Genomic DNA, 25,678 nt, shown 5'->3' on the forward strand with positions numbered 1-25,678 from the left:
TATGCCCTGTCTTGCCGGGCGTAATGAGCGATCCTGATTCGGCCGTGTTGCCATCAGATAAAAACAGCGAGGAATAATCCATGCTTGAAGTCATCAATGACTTCCTCTCAGGGAAAGTGCTAATCGTGCTCATGGTCGGGCTCGGTGGCTACTTCACGATCCGCTCGCGTTTCGTACAGTTTCGCTACTTCCTGCACATGTTTTCGGTCTTCAAAGACAGCCTGCGCAGCAGCGCCGGCGAACTTAGCTCGTTTCAGGCATTGATGCTGAGCCTGGCGGGCCGTGTGGGTGCGGGCAACATCGCCGGCGTCGGCATTGCCGTGACCCTGGGCGGCCCCGGTGCCGTGTTCTGGATGTGGGTGACCGCACTGGTCGGCATGTCCAGCAGCCTGATCGAATGTTCCCTGGGCCAGCTGTACAAGCGTCGCGACGCTGAAGGCCAACTGCGCGGCGGCCCGTCCTTCTACATGAAGTACGGCCTGGGCAAAATCTGGATGGGCAAGCTGATGGCCGTGCTGCTGCTGATCACCTTCGGTTTTGCCTTTATGGGCCTGCAAGCCCACGCCGTAACCCACTCGCTGCAAGACGCCTTCGGCTTTGAGGTCAATTACTCCGGCCTGGCCATCGCCATCCTGCTGGGGCTGGTGTTTATCGGCGGCATCAAACGTATCGCTTCGGTTGCCGACCTGCTGGTACCGGTCAAAACCCTGGCCTACATCGCAGTCACCCTCTACGTGATCGTGCTGCAATTCGACCACGTGCCGGCCATGCTGGGCCACATCGTCAAGAGCGCCTTCGGCCTCGATCCGGTGTTTGGCGGGCTGATCGGCAGCGCGATCGTGATGGGCGTCAAGCGTGGCGTATTTGCCAACGAAGCCGGCCTGGGCAGTGCTCCGAACGTAGCTGCCGTGGCCGATGTCGAGCACCCTATCGCCCAGGGCGTAGTTCAGGCGTTCAGCGTATTCCTCGACACCTTTGTGATCTGCACCTGCACCGCGCTGCTGATCCTGCTGTCCGGCTTCTACACCCCGGGCTTCGAAGGGGACGGCATCGCCCTGACCCAGAACTCCCTGGCGGCCGTCGTCGGCGAATGGGGCCGTGTGTTTATCAGCGTGGCCCTGGCGCTGTTTGTCTTTACCTCGATGCTCTACAACTACTATCTGGGTGAAAACAACCTGCGTTTCCTGGTCGGTGAGAGCCGCAAGGCACTGATCGGTTATCGCGTGCTGGTACTGGTGCTGATTTTTTGGGGTTCGATTGAAAACCTGCAAACCGTCTTCGCCTTCGCCGATATCGCCATGACCATGCTGGCGTTCGTCAACCTGGTCGCCCTGGCGATGCTGTTCAAGGTCTGCATGCGCGTGCTCAAGGACTACGACGACCAGCGTCGCGCAGGGATCAAGACACCGGTGTTCGATTCCAGTAAATTCCCGGATCTGGATCTGGACCTCAAGGCCTGGCCGCCACGACCGGCCGTCACGAGCGAAGAAACAAAACGCTGACACTCACGCGGCGGTTCTAATCAGAACCGCCGCGTTTTTGCTTATGGAGACTCATAAATGACTGCAGCCACCCATCACCCAGCCCAGCGCGTCATGGTGCTCTACACCGGCGGCACCATCGGCATGCAAGCCAGCGCCAACGGCCTGGCCCCGGCATCGGGCTTTGAAGCGCGCATGGCTGATTACCTCGCCAGCCAGCCACAGCTGCAAGTACCGCAGTGGCGCTTTCGCGAGATGAGCCCACTGATCGACAGCGCCAACATGACGCCCGCCTACTGGTTGCGCCTGCGCACCGCGATCATCGAAGCCGTTGAACAGGATGACTGCGATTCGGTATTGGTCCTGCATGGCACCGACACCCTGGCCTACAGCGCAGCGGCGATGTGCTTTCAACTGCTGGGGTTGCCGGCGCCGGTAGTGTTCACCGGCTCCATGCTGCCTGCGGGTGTGCCCGACAGCGATGCCTGGGAAAACGTCAGCGGTGCATTGAGCGCACTGGGGCAAGGCCAGCCCCACGGCGTGCAGCTGTACTTCCACGGCGCGTTGCTGGCACCGACACGCTGCGCCAAAGTGCGCAGCTTCGGACGCAACCCGTTTGTCGCGCTCAAGCGCAATGGCGGTACCCCCAAGGCCAATACCTTGCCGGGTGAGCTGATGTATCGCCAGCCCCGGCACGAAGCCAGTGTCGGCGTACTGCCACTGGTCCCGGGGATTGGCGCGGCGCAACTGGATGCCCTGCTCAATAGCGGGATTGAGGCGCTGGTGCTGGAGTGCTTCGGCAGCGGCACCGGCCCCAGCGACAATCCGGCCTTCCTCGCCAGCCTGCAACGGGCGCAGCAAAACGGCATAGTGGTGGTCGCCATTACCCAATGCCATGAAGGTGGCGTGGAACTGGACGTGTACGAAGCGGGCAGCCGCTTGCGTGAAGCCGGCGTGCTCTCGGGCGGCGGCATGACCCGGGAAGCGGCGTTCGGCAAACTGCACGCGTTACTGGGGGCCGATTTGCCCCTGGCAGAAGTGCGTCAGCTGGTCGAGCTGGATCTGTGCGGCGAGCTGGCGTAACCAGCTCCCCTTCCATCTGTAGGAGCGAGCTTGCCTCGCGATCTTTTTAAAAATCAAAAGATCGCGAGACAAGCTAGCTCCTACAGCGTCAGGGTACAGAGCTACATCGGGATCTATTTCACACCCCGGCACACAACTTGCTCGCTTCCTGCACCCTCATGCAGGAAGCCAACATGCTGCACTCCCACCTCACTACCCTCAACGCTGTATCGCTGGTACTCAGCACCTTCGAGGCCGAAGGCCTGTCCTGCGAAGCATTGCTGGCCGGCAGCGGCATTCGGGCCGCCGATCTGAGCCGCGCCGACACGCGCATTACCGCCAGCCAGGAAATGCAGGTGTGCGCCAACGCCGTGGCCTTGCGCCGCGAAATAGGCCTTGAGCTGGGGCGACGCATGCATGTGTCGTCCTACGGCATGCTCGGCTATGCCATGCTCACCAGTGCCACCTTAGGTGACGCTTTACGCCTGGCCTTGCGCTATCCGGCGCTACTGGGAACACTTTTCGAGCTCAGCCTCAGGGTCGAAGGCGAACACGTGTGGTTCTGCGCTGACCACTATCACGAAAATCCGCAGCTGGCCGTGTTCAATGCACAACTTTGCCTGGTGTCATTGACCGTTATTTGCCAGGACCTGCTGGGGCAGCCGTTACCCCTGCTGGCCGCCCGCTTCGCCCATAGCAAGCCGGACTATCACGCAAGCTATGACAGCACCTTCGACTGCACACGCACGTTCGAGGCTCAGGACAACGGCTTTGCCTTTGCCAGACACTGGCTCGATCACCCTCTGCCGCTGGCCGATGCCATCACCCACCAGGCGATGGCCGTGCGCTGCCGCAAACAAAACCTGGAGTTCACCGGCCGTCAGACCTGGCTGTCACGCATCCGCCAGCTGCTCGCCGGCCAACTGCATGCGGCACCGGGGCTGGAGGGCCTGGCCGAGCAGATGACCTGCTCGCCACGCACTTTGCGCCGACACCTGCGTGACGCCGGATGCAGCTATCAGGGGCTGCTCGACGAATTGCGCTTCGAGCGCGCCAAGCTGTTGCTCCACGAAACCGAATGGCCGATTTATCGGATTGCCGAAACCCTGGGCTTTAGCGAAACCGCGAGTTTTCGCCACGCGTTTGTACGCTGGAGCGGTGTCGCACCCAGCCAGTTCCGCGCGTAATAAAACCGTAGGAGCGAGCTTGCTCGCGAGCTCTTGATCGCGACATGGAAGAACTCGCTGCTACAGGTTTCAGTGGTTCAGGGGGCGAATTTCGGTCAGTGATTTCGGCCATATTTATCCCCTTTTGGCCGCTCCTGCCGTTCTCTGAAACCACCGCTGCCGCAAGACTGTAGGCCAACGCTCTAGCCTACGGAGAACAAGAAAAATGCTGACTATCTACTCGGACGATCACCATCTGCATCATGGCCGTTGTGAATTGATAGACGGGCAACTGATGCCCTGCTTTGAAATGCCCTCCCGCGCCGACCATATTCTGCAGCGCGTTCAAACCCGTGAGCTGGGGCCGGTGCAAGCCCCGCAAGACTTCGGACGCGATCCGATCCTGCGTGTGCACAGCGCGGCATATCTGGATTTTTTCGAGGGCGCCTGGGCGCGCTGGGCCGAGCAGGGTCTTGACGGCGACTTGATGCCCTACACCTGGCCTGCCCGCACCCTGCGCGCCATAGTGCCTGCCAGCTTGCACGGCCAACTCGGCTATTACAGTTTCGATGGCGGCGCCCCGATTACAGCGGGCACCTGGCGCGCAGCCTATAGCGCAGCCCAGGTTGCACTCACCGCCCAGGCCGCCATCCAGAACGGCGCCCCCAGTGCTTTCGCCCTGTGCCGTCCACCGGGGCACCACGCCGCCGGCGATTTGATGGGCGGTTATTGCTACCTCAACAATGCCGCGATTGCCGCTCAGGCCTTCCTGGACCAGGGTGGTAAAAAAGTGGCGATCCTCGACGTGGACTATCACCACGGCAACGGTACGCAGTCGATTTTCTATGAACGCAACGACGTGCTGTTCACTTCGATCCACGGCCATCCCAAAGCCGAATTCCCGTTCTTTTTGGGCTATGAAGACGAACTGGGCGAAGGTCCGGGTGCAGGCTTCAACTTCAACTATCCGCTGGCGGCCGGGTCGGCATGGGAGCGCTGGAGCGCGGCGCTGGAACTGGCCTGTGGCGAAATCGAAGGTTACGACGCTGATGTGCTGGTGGTTTCTCTGGGCGTGGACACCTTCAAGAACGACCCTATCTCCCAGTTCAAACTCGATAGCCCGGACTATCTGCGCATGGGCGAACGTATTGCACGTCTGGGCAAACCGACGCTGTTCGTGATGGAGGGTGGCTACGCGGTAGAAGAAATCGGGATCAATGCGGTCAATGTGCTCGAGGGGTTCGAAAGCGCCCGATAAGCCCCCGAACCTGCAGGAGCGAGCTTTACCGCGCAGCAACCAACAGCTCGCTCCTACATCCAGACCTTGCCCAGGCGGGCCAGCGCTGCCTTGATATCGGCCTCAGGCACCGCGGCAAAACCCAGCACCAGCCCTGCACGTTTATCCACAGGCACGCTCGAGTCTTGCAGCCAGTAGCCACTCAAACCGTTGATCTCCACCTCGGCCGCTTTGGCCTGAGCCAGCAATTGCTGTTCGCGCTCGAAACTTATGACCGGCACCGTCACATGCAGCCCCGCTGCAATGCTCGGCACCGGCCCCATCCCTGCTATTCCCTGGGGCCAATCTGCCAACAATGCATTACGCCGGCTCAAGGCCGCACGCCGCATGCGCCGGATATGCCGCTGAAAGTGCCCGGCAGCCATGAATTCGGCCATCACGGCCTGGGTACTGACCTCCGAATGCCGCATATCCAGGGAGCGCCGCCGGGCGAAAGGCTCAATCAAACCCTTGGGCAAGACCAGGTACCCCAGACGCAAGGCCGGGAACACCACTTTGCCGAAGGTGCCGACATAGATCACCCGCCCCTGACGGTCCAGTGCCGCCAACGGGGCCAGCGGGGCCCCGCAGTAACGGTACTCGCCGTCGTAGTCGTCTTCGATGATCCAGCCCTGGTTGCGCTCGGCCCAGTCCAGCAACTCAAGGCGCCTGGCCAGACTCATGGTCACACCCGTCGGGTACTGGTGGGATGGCGTCACATAGGCCAGCCGGCAGTTATTCAACTGCTTGAGTGCCGAGCAATCCATACCCTCCTGATCGACCGCTATGCCCTGCATTTTTGCCCCTGCAATCGCAAAGGCATGGGCCGCTGCGCGGTAGCCGGGATTCTCGACCGCCACCCCGTCGCCAGGCTCAACCAGCAGCTGTGCACAAAGGCTAATTCCTTGCTGCGCGCCACTGGTGATCAAAATTTGATCGGCCGAGCACGATAAACCACGGGAAGTGCGCAAATAGACGGCAATTAATTCACGCAGCCGCTCATCCCCTGCCGGATTGCCATAACACAGCTGCTGCAAGTCCGGCTTACGCCAAAAAGCCGCCTGCAGCTTGCTCCAGACCTCGAAAGGGAATAAGTCAAAGGCTGGCACCCCCACCCGGAAAGCCCGCGGAACTCCGCTCGGAGGAAGGTCAAGCGAGTGCTGGCCAACCCTGTCCAAAGCAGTGCTGTGGATAACTTTACTGGACGTAATTACAGGTAAATCAGCCTTTTTTGTGGATAACCCTGGGGATAAGCCTGTTGAAAACCCTGTGGACAAGTTTGTGGACAACTTTTTTCGCGGGAGGGCTTTTTCCGGCAACTGCGCGACATAAGTGCCATCACCGATTCGCCCCTCGAGAAAGCCCTCGGCATACAACTGGTCATAGGCCCGTACCACGCTGTTTCGGGAGATGCCGAGCGCCAGCGCCAGATCGCGACTCGCCGGCAACCGCGAGCCACTGCCAAGGCGGCCATCCAGTACCCGCTGGCGCAATGCCTGATAGAGCTGGCGGGTCAGGCCTTTTTTTGGATCAAGCTCGATACCGGCAGGGTTGAAGGCGATGGACAGCGCTGAATCCGGCATGGATTGGACCTATAAAAATGACCATTAATGGCTCTTACAACGAGCCAATAGCCTGCCTAGGATGCAGTCATTCGCCAAGGAAAATTTCTATGTACGTGCCCCGCGCCTTCGCAGAAAGTGACATTCACCTCTTGCATCAGCAGATGCAGGCCACCCCGTTGCCCGTGCTTGTGACCCATGGCAGCCAGGGCCTGGTCGCCAGCCATGTACCACTGCTGCTGAACCCGGACGAAGGCCCCAATGGCACGCTGTATGGCCACCTTGCCCGTGCCAACCCGCATTGGCAGGCACTTGCGCAAGGCGCCGAGGCGCTGGTTATTTTTGCCGGGGAGCAGGCTTATGTCAGTCCGTCCTTCTACCCCAGCAAAGCTGAAGACGGCAAATCCGTACCCACCTGGAACTACCTTGCCGTTCACGCCTACGGCCAGGCCCAGGTGTTCGATGATGCCGAGCGCCTGCTGGCCCTGGTCAGTCGCCTGAGCAACAAGCACGAAGCCGGTCGCGCCGAGCCGTGGTCCGTCAGCGACGCCCCCCCGGGATTACATCGACAGCATGCTCAAGGCGATTGTGGGTTTCAGCCTGCCGATCACCCGCCTCAACGGTAAACGCAAACTCAGCCAGAACCGCAGCGCCGCCGACCAGGCCGGTGTGCGCAATGGACTGCTGGCCAGCAACAACCCGCAAGACCACGCCCTCGCTCAATTAATTGCTAAGGAATAGCAACATGGCTCAGCCACTGCAGATCAAACCCGCCAGCGCCGCCGATCACGATCAATGGCTGCCGCTCTGGCAGGCGTATTTGAGTTTCTATAAAACCGAACTGCCCGCCGCAGTCAGCCAGTCGACCTGGGAGCGTTTTCTCGACCCGGCCGAACCGACCCACCTGGCGCTCGCCTGGAAGGGCAACGAAGCTGTAGGCATGGTGCAGTTCATTTATCACCGCTCCAACTGGAGCATTGGAAACTCCTGCTACCTTCAAGACCTGTTTGTCAGCCCCCAGGTGCGCGGCACCGGTGCCGGGCGCTTGTTGATCGAGCATGTATACGCCACCGCCAAAGACAATCAGTGCGCCAAGGTGCACTGGCTGACCCACGAGACCAACGCTACCGCCATTCAGCTCTATGAGCGAATAGCCGAGCGCCCCGGCTTTATTCAATTTCGCAAAGCCTTGTCATGAAAGGAACGCGCAATGCCTGAAGATCTACAACATTGGCAGCCAGCCAGAACCCCGGATACGCGAACCCTCGAAGGACGCTTCATTCGTCTGGAAAAGCTCGACCCGGCCCGTCATGGCGATGAATTATGGCTAGCCTTACAAGGCCCCGAGGGCGATCCCAAGCTGTGGGATTACTTGCCGTACGGGCCTTTCAATGAACGCCCGGCATTTGATGCCTGGCTGCAGAACAACGCGGCCAGCCGCGACCCGCACTTCTATACCGTCGTCGATCAGGCCAGTGGCCAGGCCCAGGGCACCATCAGCCTGATGTGCATTGTTGCCGAACACGGACGCATAGAGATCGGCCACGTCACGTTCGGCGCGCCGATGCAGCGCTCGCCGAAAAGTACCGAGGCGGTCTACTTGCTGGCCAAGGAGGCTTTCGCCCTGGGCAATCGACGTCTGGAGTGGAAGTGCAACAATGACAACGCCAGATCGAAACGTACTGCAGTACGACTCGGGCACACATACGAAGGTGTCTTCCGCCAGCATATGGTGGCCAAAGGCAAAAATCGTGATACCACGTGGTACAGCATTATCGGTACGGAATGGCCCGCTATAGCGGCAGGCTTTGAAAAATGGCTGGCACTGGATAACCAACCAGAAAGTGGCCAGATCAAGTCTCTGGAAGAATGCAGGGCAGCAACTGTATAAAATTTGATCAATGCGCCCGACAAGGACTGTCGGGCGTTTTTGTGTCTGGAAGGGGTTAAAACTTTACTGGGGTTTAACCGGGTCATTTCTGCACCCGTCACTCAGCCCTTATGAGTGATGAGCTGACAAACCCCGCGAGCAATCTCGTTCCTGCAGGTCTGTACGCACCTCAAATTGCAGGCAAAAAAAAGGGGAGCACATGCTCCCCCGAGGTTTAAAGCGTTTGGATCAAAGGCGGTATCAGGCTTCGATTTCGATCAGGATTTCGCCCGGGTTGACGCGATCGCCTTTGATCACATGGATGAGGAGGATCTTGCCAGCGATGGCGGCCTGTACTTCGGTCTCCATTTTCATCGCTTCGGTAATCAGTACCGATTGGCCAGCCTTGACGGTGTCGCCCACCTTGACCAGTACATCGACAATGTTGCCCGGCATGGCAGTGCTGACGTGCCCAGGCTCGCTGGCCTGCTTGCGCTTGCTGGATGCACCGCCGACGAACTGGTTGAGCGGCTCGAACACCACTTCTTCGGGCATGCCGTCGATGGACAGGTAGAAGTGGCGCTTGCCCTCAGCCTTGACGCCCACACCGGTGATGTCGACGCGATAGCTTTCACCGTGGACGTCGATCACGAACTCGGTCGGTACGCCTTCGCCACCGGCGCTGCTCACGCCGCCCGCTTCAGGAATAGGCAGCAGCACTTCCGGCGCCAGGGTGCCAGCAGCACGCTCCTCGAGGAACTTGCGACCGATATCCGGGAACATGGCGTAGGTCAGCACGTCCTCTTCGGACTTGGCCAGCGCGCCGATTTCGCCACGCAACTTGACCATTTCCGGCTTGAGCAGGTCCGCTGGACGCACGTCGATCAGCTCTTCGTTGCCGATGGCCTGACGACGCAACTGCTCGTTGACCACGCCCGGCGCTTTGCCGTAGCCGCCCTGCAGGTAGAGCTTCACTTCGTTGGTGATGGTTTTGTAGCGCTCGCCGGCCAGTACGTTGAAAAACGCCTGGGTGCCGACGATCTGCGAGGTCGGGGTGACCAGCGGCGGGAAGCCCAGGTCTTCACGCACACGCGGGATTTCGGCCAGCACTTCGCTCATGCGGTTCAGCGCGCCCTGCTCTTTGAGCTGGTTGGCGAGGTTGGAGATCATCCCGCCCGGCACCTGATTGACCTGAACCCGGGTGTCGACCGCGGTGAATTCGCTTTCAAACTGGTGGTATTTTTTGCGCACGGCGTAGAAGTACAGACCGATTTCCTGCAGCAGCGCCAGGTCGAGGCCAGTGTCGTATTCGCTGCCTTTAAGGGCGGCAACCATCGACTCGGTACCCGGGTGGCTGGTGCCCCATGCGAAGCTGGAGATCGCGGTGTCGATATGACTGGCACCGTTTTCGATGGCCTTGAGCTGGCACATGGCGGCCAGACCGGCAGTGTCATGGGAGTGGATAAAGATCGGCAGGCCGATTTCAGCCTTCAGCGCTTTGACCAGCTCGCCCGTGGCGTACGGGGTCAGCAGGCCGGCCATGTCCTTGATCGCCACCGAGTCGCAACCCATGGCTTCCATTTGTTTGGCCTGGGCCACAAAGGCCTCGGTGGTGTGCACCGGGCTGGTGGTGTAGGCGATGGTGCCCTGGGCATGCTTGCCAGCCGCCTTGACCGCCTCGATGGCGACGCGCAGGTTGCGCACGTCATTCATGGCGTCAAAGATGCGGAATACGTCGATGCCGTTAACCGCCGCCTTGGCAACGAAGGCTTTGACCACATCATCGCTGTAGTGGCGGTAGCCGAGCAGGTTCTGGCCACGCAACAGCATTTGCAGGCGCGTGTTAGGCAAGGCTGCGCGCAACTGGCGCAGACGCTCCCACGGGTCTTCTTTCAGGAAGCGTACGCAGGCATCAAAGGTGGCGCCGCCCCAGACTTCCAGCGACCAGTAGCCGACTTTGTCGAGCTTGTCGCAAATCGGCAGCATGTCTTCAGTGCGCATGCGGGTGGCCAGCAGCGACTGGTGAGCATCACGCAGGATGGTGTCAGTTACAAAGATCTTATTGGACATGAAAATATTCCTCACAGGCCTGCGTGGGCGGCAATGGCGGCGGCGATGGCCAGGGCCAGCTCTTCGGGTTTGCGCTTGATCGAATAGTTGGTCAGTTCAGGGTGGCTTTCTACGAAGCTGGTATTGAACTGGCCACTACGGAATTCCGGGTTACGCAGAATTTCCTGGTAATAGGCGGCGGTGGTTTTGACCCCCTGCAGACGCATATCGTCGAGGGCGCGCAAACCCCGGTCCATCGCTTCTTCCCAGGTCAGCGCCCACACCACCAGTTTCAGACACATGGAGTCGTAATACGGGGGAATGGTGTAACCGGTATAGATCGCCGTGTCAGTACGCACGCCAGGCCCGCCGGGCGCGTAGTAACGGGTGATCTTGCCGAAGCTGGGCAGGAAATTGTTTTTCGGGTCTTCGGCATTGATCCGGAATTGCAGGGCAAAGCCGCGGTGATGAATGTCTTCCTGCTTGATCGACAGGGCCAGGCCGGAGGCGATGCGAATTTGTTCGCGAACAATGTCGATGCCGGTGATTTCTTCGGTGATGGTGTGTTCGACCTGCACCCGGGTATTCATCTCCATGAAGTACACCTCGCCCTCGGCGAGCAGGAACTCCACGGTACCGGCGTTCTCGTAACCCACCGCCTTGGCTGCGCGCACGGACAGGTCGCCGATGTAGGCGCGCTGCTCCGGGGTCAACTGCGGGCTTGGGGCGATTTCGATCAGCTTCTGGTTGCGGCGCTGGATCGAGCAATCACGCTCGAACAGATGCACCACGTTGCCGAAACTGTCGCCGAGAATCTGCGCCTCGATGTGCTTGGGGTTAACGATGCATTTTTCGAGAAACACTTCAGCCGAGCCAAAGGCTTTGGTGGCTTCGGAGATAACCCGGGGGAATGCCTGTTCAAGCTCTTCGCGGCTGTTGCAACGACGAATCCCGCGACCGCCGCCACCCGATGTGGCTTTAAGCATCACCGGGTAACCGATGCGCTCGCCTTCGATCAGTGCTTCGTGGATATCGGCAACGTTGCCCTCAGTGCCCGGAGTAACCGGCACACCGGCCTTGATCATGCTGCGGCGCGCTTCGGTCTTGTCGCCCATGCGGCGAATGACTTCAGCGGACGGACCAATGAACTTGATTCCGCGCTCGGCGCAAATGTCAGCCAGTTCGGCATTTTCTGACAGAAAACCGTAACCGGGATGCAAGGCATCACAACCGGTTTCAACGGCCAGGTTCACCAGCTTGCGCGGGTTGAGATAGCCGGCCAGCGGGTCTTCGCCAATGCTGTGCGCTTCATCGGCGCGCTTGACGTGCAAGGCATGCCGGTCAGCTTCGGAATAGACCGCAACAGAGCGGATACCCATCTCGGCGCAGGCACGCACGATGCGGACGGCAATTTCTCCGCGGTTGGCGATCAGGATCTTTTTTATCACTTGGAGTTTTCCTAAAGCCTATGGAACAAACGACCTGCTAGACCAGGTCGGCACGTGTCCAAATGTGTCTGAACCGTTGTGGGCTCACACTAGACCCACGCAGAGATAAACAAAAATCAATATTTCTTGGGTGATGCATAAGCAAAGACTTATAGTTGAATGACTTGCTCAGCCGGATAACTTACAAAAAATGCGTAAGTCATTGATGCGTATCACTTTTAGGCAGCTTCAAGTTTTTAACGAAGTCTGCGATCTGCGCTCTTACAGCCGTGCAGCTGAAGAAATGTCTCTCACTCAACCCGCCGTCAGTCTGCAAATTCGGCAGCTGGAAGAGCTGATCGGGCAGCCTTTATTCGATTACGTCGGTAAAAAGCTGTACATGACCGAGGCCGCTGAAGCGCTTCAGCTGGCCAGTCGAGATATTTTCGGGCGCCTGGAAAATCTCGATATGCAGCTTTCCGACATGCTGGGGTCACTGCAGGGGCAGCTGAAACTGGCGGTCGAATCGAGCGCCAAGTATTTCGTCCCGCACCTGTTTGCCGCATTCAAGCGCCAGCATCCGGAAGTCAATTTGCAGCTCACCGTGGTCAATCGCGCACAGGCTGTGCGCAGGCTGTCGGACAACCGCGACGACCTGGTGATCATGTCGATGGTGCCGCAAGACATGGGCCTGGAATTTTTGCCGTTTTTGAATAACCCGATTGTTGCCGTGGTCCCGGCGGACCACCCGCTGTGCGCTCTGGGCCCGTTACGTTTACAGGATCTGGAGCCTTACACCCTGCTGATGCGCGAGCAGGGATCGGGCACGCGCATGGCCTGCGAAGAATATTTCAAGGAAAAGCGCGTGCACTTCAATCACACACTGGAAGTGGCATCGAACGAATCCCAGCGTGAATGCGCAGTGGCCGGGCTGGGAGTGGCGCTGTTGACGCGCCACGCCGTCAGCCTGGAGCTGGCGACCGGACTGCTGCGCGAGCTGCCGGTCGAGGAGTTGCCGCTGTATCGCAGCTGGTGCGTGGTGCAGGCCAAAGCCAAGCGCCTGTCACCGGTGGCCCATGCTTTTCTGGACTTTATTCGCAGTGAACGCCTGCAAATCAGCGCACTGGTTGAGCGTTTCGACGGTCACTTGCCGAAATAGCCTGCCAGTAGTTAAGCGAGTTGAGGTCGGGATAATCGGCAGTTTCCATACTCAACTGACGCTGATTCGTACGGTCTTCAATCGCACGACGGAAGGCCATGCGCCGCTGGTCTTCTTGCTGACGACGGGTTTTGACGGCGCTGTTGCGTTCTTCGTAAGGCTGGGCCATTTCGAGTCTCCCAAGGCGTGTACGGGAGTTTCACGATGGACTTTGTTTATGACGACTTGGCGAAAGGGGGATGACAGGAAAATGAAGGCTGACAAAGTGCCTTATCTGCAGGAGCGAGCTTGCCTCGCGATCTTTTAAAGATCAAAAGCTCGCTCCTGCAGTGATTGTGCGGCGCTTAATCGTCGTGGCTTTTCAGCGACTTGGGTGACAGGCGCAGACTGCGAAGGCTGCGTTTAACGCTTTTGAGGTGGTTGACCAGGCTTGGACCGCGGGCCATGGCAACCCCCATCGCCAGCACGTCAATCACCACCAGGTGGGCAATACGCGACGTCAGCGGGGTATAGATTTCGGTGTCTTCGTGAACATCGATCGCCAGGTTGATGGTCGAAAGCTCGGCCAGGGGCGTTTGGCTTGGACACAACGTGATCAGGGTGGCGCCACTTTCGCGCACCAGATTGGCAGTGATCAGCAGGTCTTTGGAGCGGCCGGACTGTGAGATGCAAATCGCCACGTCAGTAGGCTTCAGGGTTACGGCCGACATCGCCTGCATGTGCGGGTCAGAGTAGGCAGCAGCGGTCAGCAGCAGGCGGAAAAACTTGTGCTGGGCATCTGCCGCTACAGCGCCAGAGGCACCAAAACCATAGAACTCGACCCGCTGGGCCTGGGACATGGCCGTCACGGCTTGCTGCAACGCTACCGGGTCGAGCTTTTCGCGCACGTCCATCAAGGTGTGCAGCGTGGTGTCGAAAATTTTCAGGCTGTAATCGGCAACCGAGTCGTCTTCATGAATCGCGAACTGACCAAAGCTGGCGCCAGCGGCCAGGCTTTGGGCCAGCTTGAGTTTCAGGTCCTGAAACCCGGAGCAGCCAATCGCGCGGCAAAAACGCACGATCGTGGGCTCACTGATGCCGACGCTGTGAGCCAGATCAGCCATGGAACTGTGCATTACAGCCGCAGGATCAAGCAGCACGTGATCGGCGACCTTGAGTTCCGATTTACGTAACAGGTGGCGTGACTGGGCGATATGTTGCAGCAGGTTCAAAGGGCAGGACTCGGTCTGTAAGCGGCGGGCGCCGGGGATGTAGCAATCTTGTAGTTATACTACAAGAAATCGCTTTCTGCCCAACCAATACATCGTCCTGCTCCAGTACTTCCCGCCATGTAGCTCTTTTTGACACTACATAACAACGACACCGGTGCGCAGCAAATCGCCTAAAGCCGTGGCGTTTACCGGACGACTGATCAAGTAACCCTGAACCTCGTCGCATCCCTGGCTCCTGAGAAACCCAAGTTGCACCTCATCTTCAACACCTTCAGCCACCACCTTGAGCTCCAGGCTGTGGGCCATGGCAATAATCGCAATGGTAATGGCATCGTCTTCGCTGCAGCGTCCGACACCGCGAATAAATACTTGATCGATCTTCACGTAATCCACGGCAAACCGCTTGAGGTAGCTGAGGGATGAATAACCGGTGCCGAAGTCATCGATCGCCAGCTTCACCCCCAACTCATGGAGCAACTGGAAGGTCGTGATGACGTGTTCAACATTGTCCAGCAGCTGGCTTTCAGTCAATTCGAGCTCCAGGCAGTGCGGCGCCAGCCCGGTTTCTTCGAGCACCTGACGCACCAGGCTGACCAGCTTGCCCTGGCGCAACTGATGCCCCGAAAGGTTGACCGAAACCCGTATCGCAGCCAGCCCCGCACGTTGCCACTCACAGGCCTGACGACAGGCTTCGCGCAGCACAAACTCGCCGATGGCACCGATCAGGCCGGTCTCTTCAGCCAGGGCAATAAAGTCGCTCGGTGGCACGCTGCCCAACTGGGGATGGTCCCAACGCACCAACGCTTCGGCCGCATGCAGACGTCCCGTACGCAGGCACAGCTTGGGTTGATAGAAAACGTTGAGCTGGCCTTCGGCGATGGCTTTACGCAGTTGGTTTTCCAGCTGAAAACGCTCAAGGGTACTGTGTTGCAGACTGTGACTAAAAAACTGAAAAGTACCGCCGCCCACGTGCTTGGCTTGCTGCATGGCCTGGCTTGCCTGATTGACCAGGGTCGCAATGTCTCGGGCGCTGTCGGGCAACAGGCTGATCCCCATCGACGCACTGATCACCAGTTCATGGCCATCAATCAGCAACGGGCGGCTGAGTTTGCTCAACAAGCGGGTGGCCACCCGCGCCAGGCTGGTCAGGCTGGCATAGGTATCGAACAGGACAGCAAACTCATCGCCCGACAGGCGCGCAATGGTGTCGGCCTCGGGCAAGGCCTTGGTGAGGCGCTCTGCCACTTGCTGCAGCACCTGGTCTGCCAGTTCATGCCCAAGGCTGTCGTTGAGCAGCTTGAAACGGTCGAGATCGATGTGCAGCAGCGCCAGGTTGCGCGAGCCTTGACGCACCCGCTGGCTGGCCTCCTCCAGACGCTCCTTGAATAAAAGGCGATTGGCCAGACCGGTGAGCTCATCAAAATGGGTCAGGTGGCGCACCCGCACCTCAGAAATGCGGCGCGCTGAAAGGTCGCTGATAAAGGCCACGATATGACTGACACTCCCGGCCCCGTCGCGCACCACTTTGAGTTGCAGCCACTGAGGATAGAGTTCGCCGTTTTTGCGGGTTTCAACCAACTCCCCTTGCCAGCTGTCATGCAGGCCAAGCAAGGCCTGAATGGCTGGAAAATGACGACAGGCATCGCGGCTGCAGGCCAGTTCATCAACCCGGCGCCCGGTCAGCTCTTCAACCGCATAGCCACTGATATGACTAAACGCCTGATTGACCGCCAGCATTTTGTAAGCCGGGTCGAGAATCACGATACCTTCGCCGGCCGCTTCAAACACGGTTGCGGCCAATCGCCGCTGCTCCACTTCACGCGCCAGTTCGATGTTGAGCTGTTTACTCAGGACGTTGGCTTGCTGCAGGTCTTCAAACACCTTCTGGTGATGCCGACGACGTATGTGTCGGTCCTGATTGATTTTCCAGCCGAGCACACCCACCAGCGCCAGAAAAATACCGGACCCTATGCCAATAACACCACCCAGCGAGCTAAAACCCTGAATCATTGGCAAAATTCTTAATTAGTGGATGAGCCAAAAAGTTTCCCGAGCATACACAAGCAACGCCTGCTACCAAATAGACGAAAACAGCGGCAAGAATTCATCCGCACACTCCGTTCACTGCCGGCCCTGCTTTTCATCACAACCGGCAAAGCAATGCCCGACACGGATTGGGGTTTGCCCGGTTTGCCTGCTCCCCCTAGAATGGCCCGATGCGCGATGATCTCTCTCTATTATTAAATTCTCTCAACGATGCCCAACGTCAGGCCGTCACGGCCAGTGTCGGGCGTCAGTTGGTTCTGGCCGGCGCAGGTTCCGGCAAAACCCGTGTGCTGGTGCACCGTATCGCCTGGTTGATCCAGGTCGAAAACGCGTCGCCCCACTCCGTACTGTCGGTGACGTTCACCAACAAGGCCGCTGCCGAGATGCGTCATCGCATCGAACAGTTGATGGGTATCAACCCGGCCGGCATGTGGGTAGGCACCTTCCACGGCCTGGCTCACCGCCTGTTGCGTGCTCACTGGCAAGAAGCCGGGCTGAGCCAGACCTTCCAGATTCTCGACAGCGATGACCAGCAACGCTTGGTCAAACGGGTGATTCGCGAGCTGGGCCTCGATGAACAGCGCTGGCCGGTGCGTCAGGCGCAATGGTTTATCAACGGCCAGAAAGATGAAGGCCTGCGCCCCAAACACATTCAGGCCAGCGGCGATTTGTTCCTGGCCACCATGCGCAACATTTACGAAGCCTATGAAGCCGCGTGCCAGCGCGCCGGTGTGATCGACTTCTCCGAGCTGCTGTTGCGCGCCCTCGATCTGTGGCGCGACAACCCGGGGCTGCTGGCGCATTACCAGAAGCGTTTTCGGCACATTCTGGTGGACGAATTCCAGGACACCAACGCCGTTCAGTACGCCTGGCTCAGACTCCTGGCCCAGGGCGGCGACAGCTTGATGGTGGTGGGCGATGACGACCAGTCGATTTACGGCTGGCGCGGCGCCAAGATTGAAAACATCTATCAGTATTCAACCGACTTCCCGGACGCCGAAACCATTCGTCTGGAACAAAACTATCGCTCCAGTGCCGGCATCCTCAAAGCGGCCAACGCCCTGATTGCCAACAACACCGGGCGCATGGGCAAAGAACTGTGGACCGATGGCGGCGAAGGCGAAGCGATCAATTTGTACGCAGCCTTCAATGAACACGACGAAGCACGGTATGTAGTCGAAACCATCGAAAGCGCCCTGAAAACCGGTCTTTCCCACAGCGATATCGCCATTCTGTACCGCTCCAACGCCCAGTCCCGGGTGCTTGAGGAAGCGTTGCTGCGCGAGCGTATTCCCTACCGTATTTATGGCGGTCAGCGCTTCTTCGAACGCGCCGAAATTAAAAACGCCATGGCCTACATGCGCCTGCTTGAAGGCCGTGGCAATGATGCGGCGCTGGAGCGGGTAATTAACGTCCCGGCTCGCGGCATTGGCGAAAAAACCGTCGAGGCCATTCGTGAGCACGCACGCCACAGCGATGTGTCGATGTGGGAAGCCATGCGCCAGCTCATCGCCAACAAGGCTTTGCCCGGTCGCGCTTCTGGCGCCATCACCGGCTTTATCGAGCTGATCGAAAATCTTTCGGCAAAAGTCATGGAGATGCCGCTGCATCTGATGACCCAGACCGTCATCGAGCAAAGCGGACTGATTGCCTACCACCAGGCGGAGAAAGGCGAAAAAGGCCAGGCCCGGGTAGAAAACCTTGAGGAACTGGTGAGCGCGGCACGCAACTTCGAAAACAATGACGAAGATGAAGAACTGTCGCCATTGGCCGCCTTCCTCGGGCACGCGTCGCTGGAAGCGGGCGACACCCAGGCCGAAGAGCACGAAGACGGCATCCAGCTGATGACGCTGCACAGTGCCAAAGGCCTGGAGTTCCCGTACGTCTTCCTGGTGGGTATGGAAGAAGGTCTGTTCCCGCACAAGATGAGCCTGGAGGAGCCCGGCCGCCTTGAAGAAGAACGTCGTCTGGCCTACGTGGGCATCACCCGGGCGATGCATAACCTGGTGATGACCTACGCCGAAACCCGTCGCCTGTACGGCGCCGAAACCTACAACAAGGTTTCACGTTTCGTGCGTGAGGTGCCGAAAGGACTGATTCAGGAAGTTCGACTTTCCAACAGTGTCAGTCGTCCTTTCGGCGGCGGTCAAAAGCAGAGTGCCAGCAGTCTGTTCGGTGGTTCGGAGATCCCGGAAACCGAATTCAAACTCGGCCAGTTGGTCAAGCATGCGGTGTTCGGCGAAGGTGTCATCCTCAACTTCGAGGGCGCAGGCGCACAGGCGCGGGTGCAGGTGAACTTCTCCGAGGGCAGCAAGTGGCTGATGATGGGCTACGCCAAACTTGAAGCCGTCTGACAGCTGGCCTACAGCTATTCAGGAATAAGATAGGTTGGCCCTGGACGCTTGCGGGAGCTGAATTGCCAGCGATACAACGAATGCGGTCACCTGATGCACCGCGTTCATGTAATCGCTGGCAAGCCAACTCCCACAAGATATTTCCCGCCTTCCTGCTTTGAAAAAATCCAACTCTTACATCCAAACAGGCAAAAGCCCGAAACACTTCACCGCTAGCCAGCCATACCTCACCTGTGCAACATGGCGCGCGTGTCATCCACAAATGGGAACCCCTTATGAAACGTTTTCTTAGCATCGCCATGGCGCTGTGCATCGGTTTGACGATGAGTCTCGACGCAAACGCCAAACGCTTCGGCGGCGGCAAGAGCTTTGGTTCGGCCCCTAGCCATCAAACGCGTCAGGCCGCTCCAGCCGCCGCAGCCCCTGCTGCTGCGGGCGCAGCTGCCAAAGCCGGCGGTGCTTCGCGCTGGCTCGGCCCTCTGGCCGGCCTCGCTGCTGGCGGCCTGCTGGCCTCCATGTTCATGGGCGGCGGCTTCCAGGGCATGCAATTCTTCGACATTCTGATCATGGCGGTCATCGCCTTCCTGATCTTCCGCTTTATTGCCGCCCGTCGCCGCAAGCAACAGTCTGAAATGATGGCCCCGGCAGGCCACGCGCCAATGCAACGCGAAGCGTTCGATGCCAAGCCTGCAGCCTCGATCTTCGGTGGTGGCTCGGCTGCACCTGCAGCACGTCCGGTGATCAACGCTCCGGCCTGGTTCAACGAACAGAACTTCCTGGAAGCTGCGCGCAACCATTTCCAATCCCTGCAACAGCACTGGGATGCCAACGAAATGGACAAGATTGCCGAGTTCGTAACCCCGCAAATGCTCGACTTCCTCAAGCGTGAGCGTGCGGATCTGGGTGACGGCTTCCAGTCGACCTACATCGACAACCTGACCGTTCAACTGGACGGCCTGGATGATCGTGCTGACAAAACCATCGCGACCCTGACCTTCAGCGGTCTGTCGAAGTCTTCGCGCTTTGACCAGGGCGAAGCGTTCAGCGAAAGCTGGAACATGGAACGTCAGCAAGGTGATAACCAGCCTTGGCTGGTTGCCGGTATTCGCCAGAACGGCTAATCCATCAGGCATTGCACGCTGTAACCAAAACCCCGGACTTGTCCGGGGTTTTGCATTTCACGATTGCACTTATAACGAGCTACTGTATAAAGCGCGTCATATAAACCGCGCCATAGAGCATGAGGATTGAGGTCGTGGAAGAGATCATCGAACAACTACGTGAACAAAATGAGCCAGTGCCAGTGCCCCTGGAACTGCCAGACGAAGACCAATTGGTGGAAATCGAAGAACAACTGTTCATCGATATCCCGTTCGTATTCAGAGAGTTTTTGCTGACTGTCAGTGACGTGGTGTATGGCAGCCTGGAGCCGGTCACCGTAACCGATCCTCAGTCCCACACCTATCTGCCTGATGTAGCCGCGACCGCTTGGGATGCCGGTGTAGATCGCAGCCTGATCCCGATTTGTCAGGACGGTGACGACTACTACTGCGTTGAGGAAGACGGCACCGTGGTGCTGTGGTCCGGCGAAGAAGAACTGGTTACCGAAGAGACGTGGGAATCCGTCTGGCACTGGGCGCGGGACGTCTGGCTGGAAAGCTGATAGCTGTCCGCCCCGGGTTATTTTGCAGGAGCAGGCTTGCTCGCGAAGGCATCCGCACTGAATTCAGTGCGTCGCCAGCACCGCGAGGCAAGCTCGCTCCTGCAGAGACCGACTGTCTAGTGCCCCCCCTCCTTGTGATTATCCAGAGTTTCCAGCAGCGCCACCTGCATGCGCGTATGAATCCGGATAAACCAGCGCCACAATACTGCTGCAACCCCCGCCGCCACTACCGCAATCACCATCAGCAATTCATTGGTCGGCAAGATGCTCGCCGACAGTGCTGACAGCAGCAGAAAAATCACCAGCAACGATAAAATCGGGATCACTTCAGAGATCACCCGACGCAGGCGCTGGGTGTGCCGCCCGGCCATTTCAGGCTTGACGCCCATCTCCGCCAGCAACATCGACAGCGCTTTAAGCTTGCGATAGGCCGCGATCAAAAACGGCAGCGAGAGCAATAAGGCCGCCCCCCAGATCATGCCTTTTTGCCAGCTTGGCTCCAGGATCCAGCCCTGTAGATAGCGCCCGATTCGCGGAGCGAAATATCCGCCAGCAAAGAAAATGGCAATGACCAAAGCCAGATTCACCCCCACCTGAAGCAGTATTTTCCGGATCATGGCCGCCAGTAACGCACCCTCTCCCTGAGGCTGAATACTGCGCAGCCATTCGCCATACAGCCCAAAAACCCGGGACAGGCGATTCGGCATGACCTGCGCCAGCTTGTGCGAGAGCGGATCTGCGGCGCGAATCAGGTAAGGCGTCATCAGGGTAGTGAGCACCGACACAGCGACCGCTACGGGGTACAAGAAGCTGCTGGTGACCTGCAATGTCATCCCCAGCGCCGCGATGATGAAAGAGAATTCCCCAATCTGCGACAGCCCCATCCCGACCCGCAATGACGTCCGTCCGTCGTTACCTGCGATAAACGCGCCCAAGCCGCAAGAAAGCATCTTGCCCAGTACCACCGCGATGGTAATCACCACGATCGGCAGTGCGTATTCCAAAAGAATCGCCGGGTCGAGCATCAGCCCTATGGCGACGAAAAAGATGGCGCTGAACAAATCACGCACGGGTTCGATCAAGCGCTCGATTTTTAGCAACTGACGAGATTCGGCCATGATCGCGCCGATCAGGAAGGCCCCGAGTACCATGCTGTATTCCAGCTTGACCACCAGCAGGCAGAAGCCAAAACACAGCCCGAGCACAGTGATCAGCAACATCTCATTACTTTCAAACCTGGCGACATAGGCCAGCACTCGCGGCACCAACAAAATCCCGATGACCAGGGCCACGATCATAAACAACGACAGTTTACCTACGGTCGAAAACACCTCTTCGGGGCTGACGCTGCCGCTGACCGCAATACTGGACAGCAGCGCGATAATCCCGATACCTAAAATATCCTCAACGATCAGTACGCCAAAAATAAGCTGCGCGAAGCGCTCATTTTTCATCTTCAGGTCGTTAAGCGCCTTAACGATGATGGTGGTCGAGGAAATGGCCAGAATGGCCCCCAGAAACAGCGAGTCCATGGTGTTCCAGTCAAACCAGCGACCAATTTCGTAACCGATCCAGATCATCAGCGTTATTTCCATAAACGCTGCGATAAAAGCCGTGGCCCCCACCTTGAACAGTTTGCGCAGGCTAAATTCCAGCCCCAGGCAAAACATCAAAAAAATCACGCCCAGTTCGGCCAGGATCCGGATCGTCTCTTCGTCGTGGATCAAACCAAATGGCGGGGTGTGCGGCCCGATAATAAAACCTGCAACGATGTACCCCAGAACTACGGGCTGCTTGAAGCGGTGGAAAAGGATGGTCACCACGCCTGCAACCAGCATGATGACTGCCAAATCCTGAATAAAACTGATGGCATGCATGGCTTGACGCTCCTTGTTTAATTATCACCAGGCAACAAGACGACAGACGCAGCTACTTAAGCTGTGCAAATCACCGTTTTAAATGTAGGAATTTCCCGATTGACGGGTTTTTGCAGGTTAACACTGCGACTTCGAGCTGAAAGGCAGTGCAATATATGGAAACAGATGGACATAAGCGTGACGGCAGCCAAAACCGTAGCGTCCCGTTATTTACTGTTTCAAAAATCGACAAGTATCCACAGAGATACCCATTTCACTGCTGCAACACTACCGCGAGCCTGCTGCTATGGAACCCGGAAACGCCCAACTGTCGATGACGGTCCTGATGACCCCGGATATGGCCAACTTTTCTGGCAATGTTCACGGCGGAACCCTGCTCAAGTACCTCGATGAAGTCGCTTACGCGTGCGCCAGCCGCTATGCGGGTCGTTATGTAGTCACCCTGTCGGTGGATCAGGTGATTTTTCGCGAGCCGATCCACGTCGGCGAGTTGGTCACCTTCCTCGCATCGGTCAACTACACCGGCAACACCTCGATGGAAGTCGGGATCAAGGTGGTCACCGAAAATATCCGTGAACGCTCAGTGCGCCATACCAACAGCTGTTTCTTCACCATGGTAGCCGTGGACGACGACCGCAAACCCGCGGCCGTACCGCCTTTGCAACCGGTGAACAGCGAAGACAGGCGCCGTTTTATCCAGGGCAAGCAACGTCGCCAGATCCGTCAGGAGCTGGAGCAGCGCTACAGAGAGTTGAAACACGAAGGGGTATAACGCGCTACAGAACGCTGTGGGGGCTGGCTTGCCAGCTCCCACAAATTATCTGTGATGTGCCTACAGATTGATCGGCACAGCTTCAAACCGCACGCGCGGATGGGCTATGCGGTCCTGGGCCCTGACCAGTTGCAGCTCATAGCTGGTGCACGCCTGGGTTTCGAGCAACACCTCATGCACTGCCGCTGCCGTGAACTCGAACGCAGCCACTAGGCTGTCGCCCAGCAGCACTCGCGCCAGGAACAATCCGGACGTCAGGTCGCCAACCCCCACAGGCTGACGCGGGAAGGCCAGCAACGGGCGGCGCAAGTGCCAGTTACCCTCAGCGGTCACCAGCAGCATCTCGAAGCTCTCTGCCGGCTTGCCGGGATATGACAAGTGCTTGACCAGCACGGCCTTCGGGCCGCGTGCCAGCAAACTGCGCGCCATCGCCAGACAGTCGAGCAGTGATTGCGGATGACGACCGCAGAAGCTGTCGAGCTCCAACTGGTTCGGACATAAAAAATCCGCCATCGCGGCAGCTTCTTCGAGCAGGAAGCTACTGACTTCCTCGGGCACGATGCAGCCCTTTTCAGGGTGCCCCATTACCGGGTCGCAGAGGTACAGCGCATTCGGGTTAACCGCTTTAATGCGCGCCACACCACTGAGGATCGCCCTCCCTTGCGCGGCACTGCCCAGGTAGCCGGACAGGACCGCATCGCAATTGCCCAACTCACCGATTGCGGCAATACCCTCGACCAGTGCAGGAATTTGTTCAGGAGCCAGCACTTCCCCCGTCCACTGACCATACTGGGTGTGATTGGAGAACTGCACCGTGTTCAAAGGCCATACGTTCACCCCGACGCGCTGCATGGGAAATACAGCAGCGCTGTTGCCGGCATGGCCGAAAACCACGTGGGATTGGATGGCGAGTAAATGAGGTGTACGTTTCATGCCGGATTCCAGACTACGGGTGGATTCAAGCCACGCAGTATGCGGCTAAATGCAGCCTGTACGACAGGCTGAAGACGCAGTTAAGCTGAACCTAATCTGTTGGAGCGCACTTAATGCTGACCCTTGGAAATATGTTTGTGCTGATGCTGCTGGCAACTGGCGCTGCCTGGCTGTGGCACAACCACGGCCTGCGCGAACGGGCGCTGGAGCGGGTCAAACAACACTGCAAAAACCTTGATATCGATTTACTGGATGAGAACGTCGCGCTTAAAAAAATCGGTCTGGTAGCCGATGCCAACGGCCGCAAGCGCCTGGCGCGCGTGTATAACTTTGAATTCACGGTAACCGGCGAGCAACGCCACACCGGGACCATCACGCAATTCGGTGCCCATAGCGCAAAAATCGAACTGCCGCCCTACCCGTTCAAAACTGAACCTGAACCGAGCGAAATCCCCAGCGCCCAGGTGATTGAACTCAGCCAATGGCGCCAGGACCACAGCAAGACCCGTCACTGACCCCGGATGGCTGACGAAGCGCCCGCAAGAGCTGCCGAAAACTGCTCCTGCGGTTAGCCACTACCTTCAAGACATCGCAGGTAAAATGCCTGTGGATAACTTTTCAAAAACCAGCCCTGAACCCCCGAAATAGACGCTTGATCCGGATTTTAGCCGGGAATAATTCATGCTCGCGCCGAAGATTGTAGGACAACTTTACCAGCACAAAATGTGCCCGAAACGCCCTGTTATCGACCCAAGCAGGCAACCATGCCTGGGCAAAAGACTACTCGATGCAGTTTTTCAGCCCGTACAGCAATGAATTCACGTCCTGTGGCTGATCGAAAATGAGTTCAATGCGTGAATCCTTGCGCCACTCACTCGGTTTCCAGTCTGCAACACAGTTATCCACAGAATTTGTTGAAAACCAGCCCGTAGAGCCATGGATAACCAGTTTGGCGCGACGCCAATCCAGACTTTCCAGCCACTGCTGCAAACGCCCCAGATCAAATTGCCGGGACGGATGCCAGCACCACCCCGCACTCCACCCTTCAGGGTCAAGCCGGGTCATTACAACCGGGGTATCGGGACTGGAAAACACCCTGCCAATTTGATTAATGTCCTTATAAATCAACGAGTTATCCACAGCATGAATAACATTCATATTGGCTGCAGGCAGCGTATTTAAAGGGATTCGGCCATGTTCGGTCCATACAATCGGGCACTTTGGCAGGTCATATGCAATTCGCTCACGTTGCTCGTTTTGCACACTATTAGATTTATTCATGACCACTAAACCGGCGATTTCCAGGGCCGTTTTCTGGGTTTGAGGCAGGGGTTTTCCCTGGGCCAGTGCTTGTGCATCCAGCACCATGACACAGGGCTGCAACGCCAAAACCCCCAGCCACGGAGCCTCGCTGAGTTGCTTGATGATTTGGGCCGGATGCCCCAGACCGGAAGGCTCAATAAACAATCGATCGGGACGAGCCTTGCGTAAAAGACGGCTCAAACCGATCTGAAACGGCGCGCCATTGACGCAACACACGCAGCCACCCGCCACTTCGGCAATGGCGACAGCACCGTCCTGCTGGCTCATTAAAGCCGCGTCCAGGCCAATTTGACCGAACTCATTGACCAGTACAGCCCAGCGTTCGTGTTCAGGCTTTTGCGTCATCAGGTGCTGGAGCAGACTGGTTTTGCCGGCCCCCAGGGGACCGGCAATCAGGTGGGTGGGAATGTTGTGCAACATTTTTGCCGGCTTCTGTATTGATCGAAG

At 58.1% G+C, this 25,678-nt stretch carries 21 protein-coding genes and 1 pseudogene; 13 read left to right on the plus strand and 9 right to left on the minus strand.

Translation table 11 applies throughout. The annotated features are described in order from the left end of the window. Window positions 1-80 precede the first annotated feature (80 nt). From JQ848_RS22255 to JQ848_RS22270, 4 genes are all read left to right on the plus strand, one after another. Window positions 81-1,502 (plus strand): alanine/glycine:cation symporter family protein, encoded by a 1,422-nt coding sequence (locus tag JQ848_RS22255; RefSeq protein WP_003438116.1) that lies wholly within the window; start codon window positions 81-83, stop codon window positions 1,500-1,502. 57 nt (window positions 1,503-1,559) lie between these two features. After that, window positions 1,560-2,564 carry an asparaginase gene (locus tag JQ848_RS22260; RefSeq protein WP_003438114.1) on the plus strand — a complete coding sequence of 335 codons (1,005 nt, stop codon included), beginning with the start codon at window positions 1,560-1,562 and terminating at the stop codon, window positions 2,562-2,564. A gap of 173 nt (window positions 2,565-2,737) precedes the next feature. Further along, complete coding sequence (locus JQ848_RS22265; protein ID WP_003438112.1) at window positions 2,738-3,730, plus strand: AraC family transcriptional regulator; 993 nt, start codon at window positions 2,738-2,740, stop codon at window positions 3,728-3,730. A 205-nt stretch (window positions 3,731-3,935) separates the two neighbouring features. Continuing rightward, window positions 3,936-4,967, plus strand: coding sequence for a histone deacetylase family protein (locus tag JQ848_RS22270; RefSeq protein WP_202211199.1), 1,032 nt, complete (start codon window positions 3,936-3,938; stop codon window positions 4,965-4,967). 53 nt (window positions 4,968-5,020) lie between these two features. Here the strand turns inward: JQ848_RS22270 and pdxR are convergent, their stop codons facing one another. Beyond that, window positions 5,021-6,568 (minus strand): MocR-like pyridoxine biosynthesis transcription factor PdxR, encoded by a 1,548-nt coding sequence (pdxR, locus tag JQ848_RS22275; RefSeq protein ID WP_202211201.1) that lies wholly within the window; start codon window positions 6,566-6,568, stop codon window positions 5,021-5,023. An 89-nt stretch (window positions 6,569-6,657) separates the two neighbouring features. Between pdxR and JQ848_RS22280 the strand changes: the two are divergent. From JQ848_RS22280 to JQ848_RS22290, 3 genes and pseudogenes are all read left to right on the plus strand, one after another. Further along, window positions 6,658-7,288: pseudogene (locus JQ848_RS22280) on the plus strand (FMN-binding negative transcriptional regulator). A 4-nt stretch (window positions 7,289-7,292) separates the two neighbouring features. Continuing rightward, window positions 7,293-7,745: a GNAT family N-acetyltransferase gene (locus JQ848_RS22285; RefSeq protein WP_010657064.1), complete on the plus strand. Its 453-nt coding sequence runs from the start codon at window positions 7,293-7,295 to the stop codon at window positions 7,743-7,745. A gap of 12 nt (window positions 7,746-7,757) precedes the next feature. Further along, window positions 7,758-8,438 (plus strand): GNAT family N-acetyltransferase, encoded by a 681-nt coding sequence (locus JQ848_RS22290; RefSeq protein WP_202211202.1) that lies wholly within the window; start codon window positions 7,758-7,760, stop codon window positions 8,436-8,438. 240 nt (window positions 8,439-8,678) lie between these two features. Here the strand turns inward: JQ848_RS22290 and oadA are convergent, their stop codons facing one another. After that, a complete protein-coding gene (gene oadA, locus JQ848_RS22295; RefSeq protein ID WP_003438100.1) occupies window positions 8,679-10,487 on the minus strand; it encodes a sodium-extruding oxaloacetate decarboxylase subunit alpha in 1,809 nt (602 codons plus the stop codon). Between the two features lie 11 nt (window positions 10,488-10,498). Next, window positions 10,499-11,914: an acetyl-CoA carboxylase biotin carboxylase subunit gene (locus tag JQ848_RS22300; protein ID WP_003438098.1), complete on the minus strand. Its 1,416-nt coding sequence runs from the start codon at window positions 11,912-11,914 to the stop codon at window positions 10,499-10,501. Between the two features lie 190 nt (window positions 11,915-12,104). Between JQ848_RS22300 and JQ848_RS22305 the strand changes: the two genes are divergently transcribed. Continuing rightward, window positions 12,105-13,052 (plus strand): LysR family transcriptional regulator, encoded by a 948-nt coding sequence (locus tag JQ848_RS22305; RefSeq protein ID WP_003438097.1) that lies wholly within the window; start codon window positions 12,105-12,107, stop codon window positions 13,050-13,052. Here JQ848_RS22305 and JQ848_RS22310 read toward each other — a convergent pair. From JQ848_RS22310 to JQ848_RS22320, 3 genes are all read right to left on the minus strand, one after another. Next, entirely contained in the window at window positions 13,009-13,221 is a 213-nt protein-coding gene (locus JQ848_RS22310; RefSeq protein ID WP_003438094.1) for a PA3496 family putative envelope integrity protein, read from the minus strand. The two genes, JQ848_RS22305 and JQ848_RS22310, sit on opposite strands and share 44 nt — an antisense overlap. A gap of 175 nt (window positions 13,222-13,396) precedes the next feature. After that, window positions 13,397-14,263 (minus strand): transcriptional regulator HexR, encoded by an 867-nt coding sequence (gene hexR, locus JQ848_RS22315; protein WP_003438091.1) that lies wholly within the window; start codon window positions 14,261-14,263, stop codon window positions 13,397-13,399. 135 nt (window positions 14,264-14,398) lie between these two features. Then, on the minus strand, window positions 14,399-16,273 hold the full coding sequence (locus tag JQ848_RS22320) for a putative bifunctional diguanylate cyclase/phosphodiesterase (RefSeq protein WP_010657063.1): 1,875 nt from the start codon (window positions 16,271-16,273) through the stop codon (window positions 14,399-14,401). Window positions 16,274-16,479: 206 nt separating this feature from the next. Here JQ848_RS22320 and uvrD point away from each other — a divergent pair, with 206 nt between their 5' ends. From uvrD to JQ848_RS22335, 3 genes are all read left to right on the plus strand, one after another. Then, the gene (gene uvrD / locus JQ848_RS22325; RefSeq protein WP_003438087.1) at window positions 16,480-18,663 is read left to right on the plus strand and encodes a DNA helicase II; all 2,184 of its coding nucleotides are present in this window, start codon (window positions 16,480-16,482) and stop codon (window positions 18,661-18,663) included. A gap of 275 nt (window positions 18,664-18,938) precedes the next feature. Further along, window positions 18,939-19,784: a Tim44 domain-containing protein gene (locus JQ848_RS22330; RefSeq protein WP_127196930.1), complete on the plus strand. Its 846-nt coding sequence runs from the start codon at window positions 18,939-18,941 to the stop codon at window positions 19,782-19,784. Window positions 19,785-19,918: 134 nt separating this feature from the next. After that, window positions 19,919-20,326, plus strand: a complete 408-nt coding sequence (locus JQ848_RS22335; RefSeq protein WP_003438083.1) for an SMI1/KNR4 family protein — start codon at window positions 19,919-19,921, stop codon at window positions 20,324-20,326. Between the two features lie 116 nt (window positions 20,327-20,442). Here the strand turns inward: JQ848_RS22335 and JQ848_RS22340 are convergent, their stop codons facing one another. Next, window positions 20,443-22,203 (minus strand): cation:proton antiporter, encoded by a 1,761-nt coding sequence (locus tag JQ848_RS22340; RefSeq protein WP_003438081.1) that lies wholly within the window; start codon window positions 22,201-22,203, stop codon window positions 20,443-20,445. A gap of 286 nt (window positions 22,204-22,489) precedes the next feature. Here JQ848_RS22340 and JQ848_RS22345 point away from each other — a divergent pair, with 286 nt between their 5' ends. Continuing rightward, entirely contained in the window at window positions 22,490-22,975 is a 486-nt protein-coding gene (locus JQ848_RS22345; RefSeq protein WP_003438079.1) for an acyl-CoA thioesterase, read from the plus strand. Window positions 22,976-23,035: 60 nt separating this feature from the next. On the opposite strand, the gene pdxY is transcribed toward JQ848_RS22345, so the two are convergent. Next, window positions 23,036-23,908, minus strand: coding sequence for a pyridoxal kinase PdxY (gene pdxY / locus JQ848_RS22350; protein ID WP_003438078.1), 873 nt, complete (start codon window positions 23,906-23,908; stop codon window positions 23,036-23,038). Between the two features lie 113 nt (window positions 23,909-24,021). Between pdxY and JQ848_RS22355 the strand changes: the two genes are divergently transcribed. Next, complete coding sequence (locus tag JQ848_RS22355; protein ID WP_003438076.1) at window positions 24,022-24,423, plus strand: DUF3301 domain-containing protein; 402 nt, start codon at window positions 24,022-24,024, stop codon at window positions 24,421-24,423. Between the two features lie 265 nt (window positions 24,424-24,688). On the opposite strand, the gene JQ848_RS22360 is transcribed toward JQ848_RS22355, so the two are convergent. Beyond that, on the minus strand, window positions 24,689-25,651 hold the full coding sequence (locus JQ848_RS22360; protein WP_010657062.1) for a CobW family GTP-binding protein: 963 nt from the start codon (window positions 25,649-25,651) through the stop codon (window positions 24,689-24,691). Between the last annotated feature and the right edge of the window lie 27 nt (window positions 25,652-25,678).

Source organism: Pseudomonas paraversuta, from assembly GCF_904067025.1.
In the GTDB taxonomy this organism is placed as follows: Bacteria; Pseudomonadota; Gammaproteobacteria; order Pseudomonadales; family Pseudomonadaceae; genus Aquipseudomonas; species Aquipseudomonas paraversuta.

Bases quoted from the DNA above. Each gene is read 5' to 3' on its own strand.
- JQ848_RS22255 (WP_003438116.1), top strand. From the start codon at position 81: ATGCTTGAAGTCATCAATGACTTCCTCTCAGGGAAAGTGCTAATCGTG.
- JQ848_RS22260 (WP_003438114.1), top strand. From the start codon at position 1,560: ATGACTGCAGCCACCCATCACCCAGCCCAGCGCGTCATGGTGCTCTAC.
- JQ848_RS22265 (WP_003438112.1), top strand. From the start codon at position 2,738: ATGCTGCACTCCCACCTCACTACCCTCAACGCTGTATCGCTGGTACTC.
- JQ848_RS22270 (WP_202211199.1), top strand. From the start codon at position 3,936: ATGCTGACTATCTACTCGGACGATCACCATCTGCATCATGGCCGTTGT.
- pdxR (WP_202211201.1), bottom strand. From the start codon at position 6,568: ATGCCGGATTCAGCGCTGTCCATCGCCTTCAACCCTGCCGGTATCGAG.
- JQ848_RS22285 (WP_010657064.1), top strand. From the start codon at position 7,293: ATGGCTCAGCCACTGCAGATCAAACCCGCCAGCGCCGCCGATCACGAT.
- JQ848_RS22290 (WP_202211202.1), top strand. From the start codon at position 7,758: ATGCCTGAAGATCTACAACATTGGCAGCCAGCCAGAACCCCGGATACG.
- oadA (WP_003438100.1), bottom strand. From the start codon at position 10,487: ATGTCCAATAAGATCTTTGTAACTGACACCATCCTGCGTGATGCTCAC.
- JQ848_RS22305 (WP_003438097.1), top strand. From the start codon at position 12,105: ATGCGTAAGTCATTGATGCGTATCACTTTTAGGCAGCTTCAAGTTTTT.
- JQ848_RS22310 (WP_003438094.1), bottom strand. From the start codon at position 13,221: ATGGCCCAGCCTTACGAAGAACGCAACAGCGCCGTCAAAACCCGTCGT.
- JQ848_RS22320 (WP_010657063.1), bottom strand. From the start codon at position 16,273: ATGATTCAGGGTTTTAGCTCGCTGGGTGGTGTTATTGGCATAGGGTCC.
- uvrD (WP_003438087.1), top strand. From the start codon at position 16,480: ATGCGCGATGATCTCTCTCTATTATTAAATTCTCTCAACGATGCCCAA.
- JQ848_RS22330 (WP_127196930.1), top strand. From the start codon at position 18,939: ATGAAACGTTTTCTTAGCATCGCCATGGCGCTGTGCATCGGTTTGACG.
- JQ848_RS22340 (WP_003438081.1), bottom strand. From the start codon at position 22,203: ATGCATGCCATCAGTTTTATTCAGGATTTGGCAGTCATCATGCTGGTT.
- JQ848_RS22345 (WP_003438079.1), top strand. From the start codon at position 22,490: ATGGAACCCGGAAACGCCCAACTGTCGATGACGGTCCTGATGACCCCG.
- pdxY (WP_003438078.1), bottom strand. From the start codon at position 23,908: ATGAAACGTACACCTCATTTACTCGCCATCCAATCCCACGTGGTTTTC.
- JQ848_RS22355 (WP_003438076.1), top strand. From the start codon at position 24,022: ATGCTGACCCTTGGAAATATGTTTGTGCTGATGCTGCTGGCAACTGGC.
- JQ848_RS22360 (WP_010657062.1), bottom strand. From the start codon at position 25,651: ATGTTGCACAACATTCCCACCCACCTGATTGCCGGTCCCCTGGGGGCC.